The organism is Kushneria pakistanensis (genome assembly GCF_014652795.1).
In the GTDB taxonomy this organism is placed as follows: Bacteria; Pseudomonadota; Gammaproteobacteria; order Pseudomonadales; family Halomonadaceae; genus Kushneria; species Kushneria pakistanensis.
Genome location: NZ_BMZM01000003.1, coordinates 361,680 through 375,385 on the forward strand (window position 1 = coordinate 361,680; position 13,706 = coordinate 375,385).

Genomic DNA, 13,706 nt, shown 5'->3' on the forward strand with positions numbered 1-13,706 from the left:
ACCATCACCATGGGCCCCGATGCCTGTCGGGGCCTTTCAGACACTATACGGGTCTGCCGGGCAACAACGGCATGACCCATGACGGAGAATGGAGCACATGGCAGACGATCAGCTTCGCATTCGCTTGTTGGCCTACCGGCTCTGGGAGGCCGAGGACTGCCCTGAAGGGCAGGCCGAGCGTCATTGGAACATGGCCTGTCGCCTGGTAGCCGCCGAGCGTATTACCGATGTCCCCCAGGACGCCCAGCCCCGCCCGACAGCGCGCAGCAAAAAACCGGTCGAGCCGGTCGCTGACGCCGCTGATGGGGAGGCGGCTTCCGATACGACCGCCGAGCCGGCGGCCAAAAAGGCACCTGCCAGGCGCGCCAGTACCACCAAACGGCGCAGCACTGCCAGTAGCACTGACGACAAGGTCACAACGTCAAAAGCTGCGGCCGGCAAGACAGCGACAGGCGCTCGGAAAACGACCGCCACGAAGAAAAAGACGGCCGCCGGGAAAGAGACGACGGCCAGTCGCAAGAACAGTGACAGCAGTAACGATGACAAGTCAGACCAGTAGCCGCGCCTCTGCACGGCCAGAATTCTTTTATTTCCCTTTCGGGAGTGATGTATGACGACAACACCGATTCATCCTGGCGGACCAACGCCCGGTATTACCTCGGGTGGGCGTGAAGGGCCTGTCAATTCGGCATCCGGCCAGCAACGCAGCAGGGTTCGTGAAGGGCTGCCCTATCCACTGGGTGCCAACTGGGACGGCCTTGGCGTCAACTTCGCGATCTTCTCTGCACACGCTACAAGCGTGGAACTTTGTCTTTTCAGCGATGATGGCGAAGAAGAGCTTGAGCGCATCGAACTGCCGGAGTTTACCGATGAGGTCTGGCACGGCTATCTGCCGGACGCCCGTCCGGGCCAGCTTTATGGCTACCGGGTACACGGTCCCTACGAGCCGGAAAACGGCCACCGTTTCAACCCCAACAAGCTGCTGATCGATCCCTGTGCGCGCCAGCTGGTGGGCGAGCTCAAGTGGGATGATGCCCTTTATGGCTACACCATCGGCCATGAAGATGGCGACCTGAGCTTTGACGAGCGTGACAGTGCGCCGTTTATTCCCAAGTGCCGGGTTATCGATCCGGCCTTTACCTGGGGCCGCTCGCGCGAGATCCATGTACCCTGGGAACGCACAATCTTCTATGAGGCTCACGTTCGCGGCCTGACCATGATGAACCCGAAGGTCAACGAGTCAGTGCGCGGGACCTTTTCGGGCCTCAGCGACCCAGCAGTGCTCGATCACCTGCGCACGCTGGGGGTAAGTTCACTCGAGCTGATGCCGATTCATGCCTTTGCCGATGACCGCCATCTGCAGGAAAAGGGGCTGCACAACTACTGGGGTTACAACACCCTGGCCTTCTTTGCACCGCACCCGGCCTACATGGCGACCAACACCATCAGCGAATTCAAGCAGATGGTGGCCTGCTGTCACGCCGTCGGTATCGAGGTCATTCTGGATGTGGTCTACAACCACACCGCTGAAGGCAACGAGATGGGGCCGACGCTGTCCTGGAAGGGCATCGATAATTTCAGCTACTACCGTCTGATGCCGGAAGAGAAGCGTTATTACATCAACGATACCGGCACCGGTAACACGTTGAACCTGTCTCACCCGCGTGTGTTGCAGATGGTCACCGACTCGCTGCGCTACTGGGCTGACGAGATGCGGGTGGATGGTTTCCGCTTCGACCTGGCTACCATCCTGGGGCGTGAGCCGCACGGCTTTGACGAAGGCGGCGGTTTCCTCGACTCCTGCCGTCAGGACCCGCTGCTCTCCCAGTGCAAGCTGATTGCCGAGCCCTGGGACTGTGGTCCCGGCGGCTATCAGGTCGGTGGCTTCCCGCCGGGCTGGGCAGAGTGGAACGACAAGTTCCGTGACACCATGCGCTCCTTCTGGAAGGGCGATGAGGGACAGCTGGCCGAGTTCGCCACGCGTCTGACCGGTTCTGCGGATCTGTTCAACCATCGTGGTCGCAAGCCGTACTCGTCGGTCAACTTCATCACGGCGCACGACGGTTTCACCCTGCGCGATCTGGTGACCTACAACGAAAAGCACAACGAGGCCAACGGCGAGGACAACAACGACGGTAGCGACGACAACTATTCCTGGAACCATGGGGTAGAAGGCGAGACCGATGATCCGGAAATCCGTGAGCTGCGCCTGCGCCAGATGCGCAACATGCTCGCCACCCTGATGTTCTCCCAGGGTACGCCGATGCTGCTGGCCGGCGACGAGTTCGGCCGGACCCAGGGCGGCAACAACAACGCCTACTGTCAGGACAGCGAGATTGGCTGGGTCAACTGGGACCTTGATGAGGAAGGGCGTGATCTGCTGAGCTTCACCCGCCATCTCATTGCGCTGCGCCGTCGTTATCCAATGCTGCATCGCAGCCGCTTCCTCACTGGCGACTGGAACGATGAGCTGGAAGTTCGCGATGTCACCTGGCTGACACCCGAGGCCGATGAGATGGATGTTGGTGACTGGGAGGCCAATCACTCCCGCGCCATCGGTGTGCTGCTTGATGGTCGTGCACAGCCGACCGGTATTCGTCGGGCCGGCTCGCACAGTACGCTGCTGATGATCATCAATGCCCATCATGAGCCGATCAGCTGGACAGTGCCGGAAGTCTCCTCCGGCAGGCACTGGCTTTTCCGCCTCAACACGGCCGAATCTGCCAGCAGAGAGGGGGATCGCTACGATTTCGGAAGCACCTACGAAGTCGAAAGCCGTTCGATGGTCCTGCTGGAGCTGGTACGTGACGAGAGCGACGCAGGTCGCAACGGGTAGTCCAATCAGGCTGCCGGTGGCCCATGGCCACCGGCAGATTGCCGACAGCCCTGTCTGTATCCATCAAGGACGAAGGGCTGCGCCCAGGGAAAGGAGCGAGCAGCAATGTCAATGGTGCAACGCAGTACATCCCAACAAAGCACGGGGACGCAGGATGCATCGGTAGTGCAGGCCACCATGGCCGATCGCATTGCCATCGAGGATATCAGCCCGGGCGTTGAGCAGGGGCGTTTTGCCGCCAAGGCCATTGTCGGGCAGCCGGTCAATGTGACCGCCGTCATCTTCGCCGATGGTCACGACGTGCTGGCCGCCCGCGTGCGGTGGCGCTGTACGCAGCGCGATGCGCAGGAAGGCACGGCCCAGGACTGGCACACCGAAACGCTGACACTGGTCAGACCGCTGGGTAACGATCTCTGGGAAGGTGTTTTTACACCCACCAGCGTTGGCACCCATGAGTTCGTGATCGAGGCGTGGTGGGATCTCTACGGCACCTATCACTACGAACTGAGCAAGAAACACGCCGCCGGTGTACCGATTGCACTGGAGCTGCAGGAAGGGCAGGCGCATGTGGCCCGGGCACTGGAGCATATTACTGCGGGCAGTGAGCAGGCGCGCGCGCTTGAAGCGTTACTGGCGAAGTTGAAGGCTGCTAAGGACGAGAAGGAACAGGTGGCGCTGTTGCTCTCGCGGGACACCCTGTCGCTCATGCAGCAGTGTGACCCGCAGCATCACCTGAGCCGTAGTGCGGCCATGCCGCTGGATGTGGATCGTGAGCGCGCAGTCTTTGCCAGCTGGTATGAGCTTTTCCCGCGCTCGGAAGGCCCGGAGCCCGATCGTCATGGCACCTTTAATGACGTTCACGCCCGGCTGCCGATGATTCGTGACATGGGGTTTGATGTCCTCTATTTTCCGCCCATTCACCCCATCGGCCACAGCCACCGCAAGGGGCGCAACAATACGCTGACTCCCGGTCCCGATGATCCGGGCAGCCCCTATGCCATCGGCAATGAGCACGGCGGGCACGAAGCCATTCACCCGGAGCTGGGCACGCGCGAGGATTTTCGTGATCTCGTGGCCGCGGCCCGGGAACATGATCTCGAAATTGCACTGGATTTCGCCATTCAGTGTTCACCGGACCACCCCTGGCTTGCCGAGCACCCCGGCTGGTTTGCCTGGCGTCCGGACGGCACGATTCGCTATGCCGAAAATCCGCCCAAGAAGTATGAAGATATCGTCAACGTCGACTTCTATACCGAGGATGCCATCCCCGGTCTGTGGCTGGCGCTGCGCGATGTGGTGCAGGGCTGGGTCGATGAGGGCGTGAAGATCTTTCGTGTGGATAATCCGCACACCAAGCCCTTCCCGTTCTGGGAGTGGCTGATTGCCGATATTCGCTCACGCGACCCCAGCGTTATCTTTTTTGCCGAGGCCTTTACGCGCCCGGCCATCATGGCGCGGCTGGGCAAGGTCGGCTTCACCATGAGCTACACCTACTTTACCTGGCGCAATACCAAGCCCGAGTTGACCGAATATCTGACCCAGCTCAACGAGTCCCCGCTGCGCGAATGTTATCGGCCCAACTTTTTCGTCAATACACCGGATATCAACCCGACCTTTCTTCAGGGCTCAGGTCGTCCGGGATTCTTGATTCGCGCGGCACTGGCCACCATGGGGTCGGGGCTCTGGGGCATGTATTCAGGTTTTGAGCTCTGTGAAGCGGCGCCGGTACCGGGCAAGGAAGAGTATCTCGACTCCGAAAAGTACCAGCTGAAAGCGCGCGACTACTTTGCGCCCGGCAACATCAGTGCCGAGATTGCCCGACTCAACTGGATCAGACGCCAGAATCCAGCGCTGCAGACCCATCTGAACGTGCGTTTTTACACCATCGACAACGACCGCATTGTCTATTTCGTCAAGGCCACGCCGGACATGGACAACGTGGTGCTTATCGCCGTCAGTCTTGATCCCTTCCATGCACAGTCCGGTAACTTCGAGCTGCCGCTATGGGAACTCGGGCTGGATGATCATGCTGACACGCATGGCGAGGATCTGATGACCGGTCATCGATGGGTCTGGCATGGCAAGTGGCAAACCACACATCTGACGCCGCAAATGCCTTTTGGTATATGGCGCCTTCGTCCGGCGCAGTAACCCAACAGGCGGCGGGAGGACGCGCACATTACAGTCGATGCCCCTGCGCGGGCTCGTGTGATGTCAGCGTCTCCCGCCAGGCATGGCACAACATATCGCCCGCGACCCTGGTCGGGGCGAGGAGGGAAAAATCTCATGATGAATGCCAGCGATGTATCCGGTTCGTCCCAGCAGGCCATGGCGGCCGGCGAGGGAGAGCCTGCCTTTATCAATGATCCGCTGTGGTACAAGGATGCGGTCATCTATCAGGTGCACGTCAAATCCTTTTTCGATGCCAATAATGACGGTATCGGTGATTTTCAGGGTCTGATTGAGCGTCTTGATTACATAGCGGGTCTGGGCGTCAATACGATCTGGCTGCTGCCGTTTTATCCGTCACCCCGTCGTGACGATGGTTACGATATTTCCGAATATTGCGCGGTAAGCCCGGATTACGGCACGCTGGACGAGGCGCAGAAGTTTATCCAGGAGGCGCATGCCCGCGGGCTGCGCGTCATTACCGAGCTGGTCATCAATCACACCTCTGACCAGCACCCCTGGTTTCAGCGCGCCCGGCACGCGCCCAAGGGCTCGCCCGAGCGCGACTTTTATGTCTGGTCGGACAGCGATACCCATTACAGCGGCACCCGCATCATCTTTCTGGACACCGAGACCTCCAACTGGACCTGGGACCCGGTGGCCGGTCAGTACTTCTGGCACCGGTTCTATTCTCACCAGCCCGATCTGAACTTTGATAACCCGGTCGTGTTTGATGAGGTCATGAAGGTCATGCACTACTGGCTGGAGATGGGGGTGGATGGCCTGCGTCTGGATGCCATTCCCTATCTGGTCGAGCGTGAAGGCACCAATAACGAAAACCTGCCCGAGACCCATGACGTGCTCAAGCGCATTCGTGCGGTCATCGATGAGCACTTCCCCGATCGCATGCTGCTGGCCGAGGCCAATCAGTGGCCCGAGGACACGCGTCCCTATTTCGGTGAAGGGGACGAGTGCCACATGGCGTTTCACTTCCCGCTGATGCCGCGCATGTACATGTCGCTGGCCCAGGAAGACCGCTTTCCCATTACCGATATTCTGCGCCAGACGCCGGAGATCCCCGAGAACTGTCAGTGGGCAATCTTCCTGCGTAACCATGATGAGCTGACGCTCGAGATGGTGACCGACCGCGAGCGTGACTATCTCTGGAACCACTACGCCTCCGACCGACGTGCGCGCATCAATCTGGGCATTCGCCGCCGCCTGGGGCCGCTGCTGGAGCGTGATCGTCGCCGCATCGAGCTGCTCAACAGCCTGCTGCTGTCGATGCCGGGCACGCCCACGGTCTATTACGGTGACGAGATCGGCATGGGGGATAACATCCACCTGGGTGATCGCGATGGCGTGCGCACACCCATGCAGTGGTCGATGGACCGCAATGGAGGCTTCTCGCGTGCCGATCCGGCCAGCATGGTGCTGCCGCCGATCATGGACGCGCTGTATGGCTTTCAGACCATCAACGTTGAAGCGCAGACCCGCGACCCGCATTCGCTGCTCAACTGGATGCGTCGCATGCTGGCGGTGCGTGGCCAGCAAAAGGCCTTTGGCCGCGGCGTGATGAAGCTCTTGTACCCCTCCAATCGACGCATTCTGGCCTATGTGCGTGAGTACACGCATGAAGACACCGGTCAGGTGGATACGATTCTCTGCGTGGCCAACGTGTCGCGCTCGGCGCAGGCCGTGGAGCTGGATCTGTCGAGCTGGGAAGGCCATGTGCCGGTGGAAATGCTCGGGGGCAGCAGCTTCCCGCCGATCGGGCAGCTCAGTTATCTGCTGACCCTGCCGCCCTACGGCTTTTACTGGTTCCTGCTGGCACCGGCAGCCACCCTGCCGCACTGGCATTCGCCGAGTCAGGAGATGATGCCGGACCTGTTGACCCTGGTGATCAAGCAGCGCCTGGAGGAGATCGGCACCGGACGGGCACGTCATTCGCTGGAGCACGACATCCTGCCGCAGTATCTGCCGCGCAGGCGCTGGTTTGCCGCCAAGAACAGCACCATCGATCAGATCAGGTTTGCCTGGGCGGTTGGTCTGGACGGCGCAGCCGCCAATGAGCACGCATCGAGCTCTTCCACAATCCTGCTTGGCGAGATCGAGGTGCATTGCCGTCAGGAGGGGGCAGAAAACGCATCTCCCGAGCGTTATGTGCTGCCGCTGGGGATGATCGGCGAAGAAGACAGTGCGTTACTGCCGCAGCAGCTGGCCATGGCACGCATCCGCCGCGGTCGGGAAGTGGGGCTTTTGACCGACGCCTTTGCGATGCCGGGCTTCCCCCTGGCGGTCGTGCAGGCGCTGCGCGCAGGGCAGGTGCTGGATCTGACCCATGGTGCGATGGACACCGATGCCGATGCTCCGCGTCCGGGTGAGCTGCATTTCAGATCCACATCGCTTTTGAGCGAGATGGAGATGGTGCCCGAGGACGCCGAGATGCGCTATCTCAGTGCCGAGCAGTCCAACAGCTCCGTGATCATCAATGACCGGATGGTGCTCAAGCTGATTCGCCGCATCGAAAGCGGTATTCACCCCGAAGCAGAGATGGGACGCTATCTGACCGAGCGCGGCTTTACGCACATTGCCCCCATGCTGGGGGAAGTCACCCGGATTGATGATCAGGGCATGCCGCATGTGCTGATGGTACTGCAGGGCTATATCGATAATCAGGGCGATGCCTGGGAGTGGACACTCAATACGCTTGAGCGTGCCATTCGCGATTTCAGCGAAATGGCGCAGGCCGACCAGCATGATGCCTATGATCCCCTGGCCACCCTGACCGGCTTTGCCGGGCTTCTGGGCCAGCGACTGGGCGAAATGCATACCCTGCTGGCCATGGACACGACGGAAGCCGATTTCGCGCCTGAAGTCGCCGATGAGGCCAGAACGCGTGAATGGGCCGACAGCGTACGGACGCAGCTTGAGCATGCCATGACGATTCTGGAAAGCCACAAGAGCAGCGTCAGCGAAGAGGATCAGCAGCTGGCCGAATGGCTCCTGCAAAATCGCGACACGCTCTCGAACATGGCCGACGAGTTTGCTCGTCATGCCCAGGGCAGTCTCTGCACGCGTACTCATGGAGATCTGCATCTGGGGCAGATTCTGGTGTCGCATGACGATGCCTACATCATCGACTTTGAAGGCGAGCCTGCCCGCTCACTTGACGAGCGTCGCATGAAGAGCAGCCCGCTGCGTGATGTGGCAGGTGTGGTGCGCTCCTTTGACTATGCCTCGGCGATGGCACTGGACAATGCCTACAAGGCCGATGTGGCCCATGACCATGATGCCCTCAGCCAGGAGGTCATCGTGGACTATCGCCAGCGCGTCACCCAATCCTTCCTGCTGGCCTATCGTCAGGCCACCCATCAGGTGGGCCACCAGTGGCAGTTCGAGGATGGTGCCAGCGCTGCACTGTCGCTCTTCACGCTGGAAAAGGCCGCCTACGAGATTGCCTACGAGGCCGCCAATCGACCGGCCTGGCTCAAGGTTCCCATGCGGGGTCTGGTCGCACTTTTTGACGAACTGAGCACACGCTCGGGCAATGACATGTCCCAATCAGGGGAGGGTCACCATGACGACTCGCAGTAAACAGGACGTTCACAGCGCGTCAATCGACAGTACCCGGCTTCACCCTGACGCCGCTCAGGCGCTGGTAGAGGGCTCGCACGGCGATCCCTTTGCCGTGCTGGGGCCGCATGAGGTGGATCATGCGATGGTCGTGCGGGCTTTTTTACCGCGCGCCATCGGCGTGGAGCTGCTGGAGCGCGACAGCGATCGCGTCCTGACGCGTCTGCAGCCGGGACAGGTACCGGATCTCTTCGTGGGTCGCCTTGACCGGCTCGTACCCTATCGATTGCGTATCCGCTGGTCGCACGGTGAGGAGATCGTCGAGGACCCTTACGCCTTCGGGCCGCTGCTGGGCGAGCTGGATCTTTATCTGATCGGCGAGGGCAATCACCGCGAGCTGGGCACCTGTCTCGGCGCGCAGATGATGACGGTGGATGGCGTGGAAGGTGTGCGCTTCGCCGTCTGGGCCCCCAACGCCCGACGCGTGTCGGTGGTCGGCGAGTTTTGCCAGTGGGACGGGCGGCGCTATCCGATGCGTTTGCGCCAGCCCACCGGCGTCTGGGAGATCTTCATTCCAGGCCTGCCCGAAGGTGCGGTCTATAAATACGAGATTCTGGGGCAGTCAGGGCTTTTGCCGCTCAAGGCTGACCCGGTGGCACGGGCGACCCAGTCGCCCCCCGAGACCGGTTCGGTCGTGGCCGCGCCGCTGGAGCATGAGTGGCAGGATCAGGAGTGGATGGCCAGGCGTGCCGCACGTCACGCAGCTGATGCGCCCATCTCGGTCTATGAGGTGCACGCCGCGTCATGGCGGCGCCATGGGGGTGACGAGGGTGAGCTCTACAGCTGGAATGATCTGGCACGCTGGCTGATCCCCTATGTTCAGGAGATGGGCTTTACCCATATCGAGCTGCTGCCAATCATGGAGCATCCCTTTGGCGGTTCCTGGGGCTATCAGCCGCTGTCGCAGTTCGCGCCCAGCGGTCGGTTTGGCAAGCCGCAGGAGTTCGCGGCCTTTGTCGATGCCTGTCACCAGGCCGGTATTGGCGTCATTCTCGACTGGGTGCCCGCCCACTTCCCGACGGATCCGCACGGGCTGGCCCGCTTTGACGGCACGGCGCTGTATGAGTACCAGGATCCGCGCGAAGGGTTCCATCAGGACTGGAACACCTACATCTACAACCTGGGGCGCCACGAGGTGCACGGCTTCATGCTGGCGTCAGCCCTTTACTGGCTCAAGCACTTCCACGTGGATGCCCTGCGTGTGGATGCGGTGGCCTCGATGCTCTATCGCAACTACTCGCGCCAGGAAGGCGAGTGGATTCCCAATCGCCACGGCGGTCAGGAAAATCTGGAGGCGATCGATTTTCTGACCCATCTCAACGAGGTGGTCGGCGAAGAAGCGCCCGGGGCCGTCATGATTGCCGAGGAGTCCACGGCGTGGCCCGGTGTCAGCCGCCCGGTCGCAGAGGGCGGGCTCGGGTTTGCCTACAAGTGGAACATGGGCTGGATGCACGACACGCTCAATTACATGAGCGAGGATCCGCTGTATCGCAGCTACCACCATGGCGAGCTGACCTTCTCGCTGGTGTATGCGTTCTCCGAAAACTTCATGTTGCCGATCTCCCACGATGAGGTGGTGCACGGCAAGGGCTCACTGATCAACAAGATGCCCGGGGATCGCTGGCAGCAGTTTGCCAACCTGCGCGCGTGCCTGGCCCTGATGTGGACCCATCCGGGCAAGAAGCTGCTGTTCATGGGCTGTGAGCTGGCACAGTTTCGCGAGTGGAGTCACGACCGCGAGCTGGACTGGTTTTTGCTGGAAAATGCCGAAAATCAGGGCATTCAGCACCTGGTACGTGATCTCAACGGCATCTATACCCATGAGCCGGCCCTGCATGAGCAGGACTGTGTCCCCGAGGGGTTTGAGTGGGTAGTGGGTGATGACGCCCATAACAGCGTGCTGGCATGGCTGCGCTGGAGCCGTGATGGTCAGCCCGTACTGGTGGTCATCAATCTCACGCCGCAGGTGCTGTCGGATTACGGGGTAGGTGTGCCCATGGCAGGCTATTGGCAGGAGTGCTTCAACAGCAATGCTCAGATCTATGGCGGGACCGGCACCGGCAATGATGGTGGCCGCGAGAGCGAGGCACGTCAGAGTCATGGCCACCCGTTTACGCTGTCACTGCATCTGCCGCCGCTGGGGGCCGTTATCCTCAAGCCCGGGCGTACTGCTCTGGATTGAGTAGGCAACCATCACATGGCGTAGGGGGCGAAGTGCGTAGTCCCGCTACGCCATGTGCGACAAAACGTGCATCGCGGCTCGGTATTAAAACTTCTTTAATATAGGAGTAGCCTTATATAGGCAGGGGCAGCCGCCTTGTAGTGTCAGCCGCTGGTGGCTGTTTCCGGTCCATGAGACGGGAGGTCGCCATGCGCCATCATCGACATTACCCCCTCGGTGAAATTGCCGTTTTCATACTGGTCATACTGCTGGCCATCCTTGTGCTGATCGGCGGTGATACGCTGACACCTGATCGAGGCAACAATATGCCCGCCTGGTGCGAGCACCATGACGGGCATTGTCCGGGTGTTTCAGGCGACCCGGCGCGCAGTTTCAATGGCTGACCGGAACGCCTGGTTTTCCAGGGTGGCTGACCTTACAGGCCAATCAGTTTTCCAGTGCCTCACCGGCACGCTGCAGCAGGCTTGACGTGGCCTGGCGAGTATCCTGCCAGGCGCTGCTGGCGGCGTTGCTGGTCTTTTGCCATGTCTGTGACGCCTGCTGACGGGCGTTCTGCCACCAGTCATTGCTCCACGTGGGCTGCTGCTTGAGCGCTTCGCGGTCAAGATTGACGATGACGCTGTACTCGATCTCGTCCAGATCGGTGTCATTGCTGGTATCTACCGTAAAGTCACCACGCTGGATGACATAGCCATGATCCTGGGGATCAAAACTGTCGTTGTCGGTTTCGATCACGATGGCTTGCAGCGTCATGTCATCGCCAAACAGCAGATCCTCGACTTCACCGATGGTCTCGTTGTTGCCCTGAAGGCGCACATCGGCATCCATCAGTCTGTCGGCGGAATAAAGTCCCTGAGTAGCAGGCTGGTCTGCCTGAGCAACAGCAGCGGCGCTCATCATGATGGCGCCGGCAAGAAGGGAGCGATATCGCATGAGTGTCATCCTTGTGTCATGTTTCTCGAAAATCATGGCACCCGCCGAGCGGGCATGCCTGCTCCTTCAGTTTCAATTAAATATTTACGACGATTTGAGTGGGTCATGGCCCCAGTTCATCAGGGAGTAGCGCCAGCGTGAGGTCTTCCTGTCTTCTTTCTGCGGCGGCTGGCCCAGGTGGCGTGCCACATACTGATTGACCTTTTTCATGTGGCGGTAGTCGTCGTCATCAAGGTCTGCCTTGCGCTTTCTCTTGATCTCGACGATACGCCGTCCAGATTGATGACCAGTGGATTCTCCGCCGCTGCTGTCGCCCACCGATTTTGACTCATCGCTTTCCAGCCACTCTTCAAGCTCCTTCGGCGCCATGTTGACGCTCTCCTTGAAGTCCTGATAGATCGTTTCGTTATCATCACTCATGGTGTGTCCTCCCTGACACGATTGAATAAAACGTTGCTGGCGTGGCAATGGCTCAGGCCTTGCGCAGTTCCTTGTGCAGCTTGAGCACGCGATCGCCGTCATCCTGCTTGATCATGTAGGCCGGCTCTTCTTCGGTAGCGTTGCGTGTCACATCGCTGCCCTTGATGCGCCGGGTCACCCTGTCAGTATATTTGCGCGTTACCTTGCCTTCTGCCCAGTGTTCACCCCATTTCCACTTTACGCGTTGACGCTGGCGGTAGTGTTCACTCATGACGACGCTCCCTGTCGATTCATGTTGGTGTATGCATGATTCATGCTGTCGTAAACCTTCGGCCCGGCTGCATGACCTCTACTGCGCCGGGCGGGTGGTACAGGCTTTAGCCCGTGCGGTCGCTGCTGCTGTTGCTGGGCACGCTGCTGGCATCGGTGAAGGCGTTCTGGCCGATATCCTTGTCATCGCGTGCCACGGTATCAGCCGCCCAGGCGCCACGCTTGCCCATCGGCTGCGGCTTGCCGGTGGTCGTGTCTTCACTGGTCTGGCGCTCGAGTTCGCAATTGAGCGCTGCGCCCAGCAGCACGATAAAGGCCGATAGCCAGAACCACAGCAACAGCACCATGACCGCACCAATGGTGCCGTAGGTCTGGTTGTAGTTGCTGAAGTTGCGCACGTAGATGGAAAAGCCGATCGAGCCCAGCGCCCAGAGCAGGGTCGCCGTGACAGAACCCACACTGAGCCAGCTGACCCTTGAGGGCGCCCGGTCAGGCCCATAGCGGTAAAGAATGGTGATGGCGCTGATGACCAGCAACAGCAGGATCGGCCAGCGGATATAGGTCAAAAGGGCGGCCAGGGTATCGCCAAAGGGCAGATAAGCGATTACCGGTGGCAGAACGGCAATGGTGCCCAGGGTCAGAATGGTCATCAGCATCATGGCGCCAGTCAGAAACCAGGTCATCAGGGTAAGCTTGATCAGACCACGCTCTTCCTGTTCCCCATAGATGATGTTCAATCCGGCCATCAGTCCGCGCATGCCCTTGGAGGCGCTGTAGACCGTGAACACAAGACCCGCCACGGCAGTAATGCTCATGCCGGTACCGGCACTGCTGTTGACCGACAGGGCCTGCTGTCGAATGATGCTGGCGGCATCTTCGGGCAAAACGCTGCTGAGCATTTCGATCTGGCCCTGCACCTGTTGCGGGTCAAAGGCCAGACCCCAGATCGAAATGAAGGCAGCAATGGCCGGAAAAATCCCCAGGAAGGCATAAAAGGCAATGCTGGCGGCAATCAGGGTGGCGTGGTTGGCCTCTACCTGTCGCTTGACGCGCAGGATCGTATCCTTCCAGCCGCGCCCCGGCATGGCAAACGGCGACCTGGAATCATGCCCCCGGCCCTTGCCGTGATGCTTGTCGGTGGTGTCCTGCATATTGTTTTCCCCGGTTGAACGATACAGGCCGATGCGTCATGCATTCGGGTGCCTGGCGTATAAATGAAATACCCTGTGGGTGCCGTCTCCCAGTGTAGTGGCAATAATG

The 13,706-nt window shown here is 60.2% G+C and carries 10 protein-coding genes; 6 read left to right on the forward strand and 4 right to left on the reverse strand.

Annotated features, from left to right (window positions below; all coding sequences use genetic code 11):
- Nucleotides 1-97 precede the first annotated feature (97 nt).
- The 6 genes from IE123_RS12100 to IE123_RS12125 all read left to right on the forward strand — a co-directional run bounded on the left by IE123_RS12100 (nucleotide 98) and on the right by IE123_RS12125 (nucleotide 11,206).
- Complete coding sequence (locus tag IE123_RS12100) at nucleotides 98-559, forward strand: DUF2934 domain-containing protein (protein ID WP_189518524.1); 462 nt, start codon at nucleotides 98-100, stop codon at nucleotides 557-559.
- A 51-nt stretch (nucleotides 560-610) separates the two neighbouring features.
- Nucleotides 611-2,836, forward strand: a complete 2,226-nt coding sequence (gene glgX, locus IE123_RS12105; RefSeq protein ID WP_189518526.1) for a glycogen debranching protein GlgX — start codon at nucleotides 611-613, stop codon at nucleotides 2,834-2,836.
- A 177-nt stretch (nucleotides 2,837-3,013) separates the two neighbouring features.
- Nucleotides 3,014-4,987, forward strand: a complete 1,974-nt coding sequence (locus tag IE123_RS12110; protein ID WP_229819738.1) for an alpha-1,4-glucan--maltose-1-phosphate maltosyltransferase — start codon at nucleotides 3,014-3,016, stop codon at nucleotides 4,985-4,987.
- Between the two features lie 135 nt (nucleotides 4,988-5,122).
- On the forward strand, nucleotides 5,123-8,602 hold the full coding sequence (gene treS, locus IE123_RS12115; protein WP_229819739.1) for a maltose alpha-D-glucosyltransferase: 3,480 nt from the start codon (nucleotides 5,123-5,125) through the stop codon (nucleotides 8,600-8,602).
- On the forward strand, nucleotides 8,586-10,823 hold the full coding sequence (gene glgB / locus IE123_RS12120; protein ID WP_189518530.1) for a 1,4-alpha-glucan branching protein GlgB: 2,238 nt from the start codon (nucleotides 8,586-8,588) through the stop codon (nucleotides 10,821-10,823). The genes treS and glgB overlap by 17 nt, the downstream gene beginning before the upstream one ends.
- A gap of 188 nt (nucleotides 10,824-11,011) precedes the next feature.
- On the forward strand, nucleotides 11,012-11,206 hold the full coding sequence (locus tag IE123_RS12125) for a hypothetical protein (protein WP_189518532.1): 195 nt from the start codon (nucleotides 11,012-11,014) through the stop codon (nucleotides 11,204-11,206).
- A 43-nt stretch (nucleotides 11,207-11,249) separates the two neighbouring features.
- Here IE123_RS12125 and IE123_RS12130 read toward each other — a convergent pair whose 3' ends face one another.
- From IE123_RS12130 to IE123_RS12145, 4 genes are all read right to left on the reverse strand, one after another.
- Nucleotides 11,250-11,756 (reverse strand): PRC-barrel domain containing protein, encoded by a 507-nt coding sequence (locus IE123_RS12130; protein ID WP_189518534.1) that lies wholly within the window; start codon nucleotides 11,754-11,756, stop codon nucleotides 11,250-11,252.
- Nucleotides 11,757-11,840: 84 nt separating this feature from the next.
- A complete protein-coding gene (locus IE123_RS12135) occupies nucleotides 11,841-12,176 on the reverse strand; it encodes a DUF3140 domain-containing protein (RefSeq protein WP_189518536.1) in 336 nt (111 codons plus the stop codon).
- 52 nt (nucleotides 12,177-12,228) lie between these two features.
- The gene (locus IE123_RS12140; RefSeq protein ID WP_189518538.1) at nucleotides 12,229-12,447 is read right to left on the reverse strand and encodes a hypervirulence associated TUDOR domain-containing protein; all 219 of its coding nucleotides are present in this window, start codon (nucleotides 12,445-12,447) and stop codon (nucleotides 12,229-12,231) included.
- 106 nt (nucleotides 12,448-12,553) lie between these two features.
- Entirely contained in the window at nucleotides 12,554-13,597 is a 1,044-nt protein-coding gene (locus IE123_RS12145; protein WP_189518540.1) for a YihY/virulence factor BrkB family protein, read from the reverse strand.
- Nucleotides 13,598-13,706: the final 109 nt, after the last annotated feature.

Excerpts from the sequence above, each read along its gene's own strand:
- IE123_RS12100 (WP_189518524.1), top strand. The coding sequence starts at position 98 with ATGGCAGACGATCAGCTTCGCATTCGCTTGTTGGCCTACCGGCTCTGG.
- glgX (WP_189518526.1), top strand. The coding sequence starts at position 611 with ATGACGACAACACCGATTCATCCTGGCGGACCAACGCCCGGTATTACC.
- IE123_RS12110 (WP_229819738.1), top strand. The coding sequence starts at position 3,014 with ATGGCCGATCGCATTGCCATCGAGGATATCAGCCCGGGCGTTGAGCAG.
- treS (WP_229819739.1), top strand. The coding sequence starts at position 5,123 with ATGATGAATGCCAGCGATGTATCCGGTTCGTCCCAGCAGGCCATGGCG.
- glgB (WP_189518530.1), top strand. The coding sequence starts at position 8,586 with ATGACGACTCGCAGTAAACAGGACGTTCACAGCGCGTCAATCGACAGT.
- IE123_RS12125 (WP_189518532.1), top strand. The coding sequence starts at position 11,012 with ATGCGCCATCATCGACATTACCCCCTCGGTGAAATTGCCGTTTTCATA.
- IE123_RS12130 (WP_189518534.1), bottom strand. The coding sequence starts at position 11,756 with ATGCGATATCGCTCCCTTCTTGCCGGCGCCATCATGATGAGCGCCGCT.
- IE123_RS12135 (WP_189518536.1), bottom strand. The coding sequence starts at position 12,176 with ATGAGTGATGATAACGAAACGATCTATCAGGACTTCAAGGAGAGCGTC.
- IE123_RS12140 (WP_189518538.1), bottom strand. The coding sequence starts at position 12,447 with ATGAGTGAACACTACCGCCAGCGTCAACGCGTAAAGTGGAAATGGGGT.
- IE123_RS12145 (WP_189518540.1), bottom strand. The coding sequence starts at position 13,597 with ATGCAGGACACCACCGACAAGCATCACGGCAAGGGCCGGGGGCATGAT.